Here is a 233-nt window from a genome sequence, read left to right on the forward strand (position 1 = left end):
TACATATCGAAGGGTGCGTCACGCAACGTTGCAAGTGGCAAATGTTCTTGAATGTAGCCCGTAGAGCCCTGCCAGTTTCTAGCGGGGTTTGAGACGACAGGCGTCCAGTCAAAGTCCGGCAGTTGCGTGCGGTAGGCGTCCAGTCGTTGTTGTTCGCACAGATCTTCAAGGCGATTAACACCGTAGTACAGGCGAATCGGATAACTGACGGATTCTGGCTGCTCTTTCAGGAC

General features: G+C 53.2%; 1 protein-coding gene. It reads right to left on the minus strand.

What is annotated here, in order from left to right; translation table 11 throughout:
* Window positions 1-233, minus strand: a 233-nt coding sequence (locus tag Q4563_RS22880) for a hypothetical protein (RefSeq protein WP_442903877.1), incomplete at both ends; no start/stop codon positions are given.

The sequence above is a fragment of the Gilvimarinus sp. 1_MG-2023 genome, assembly GCF_030548285.1.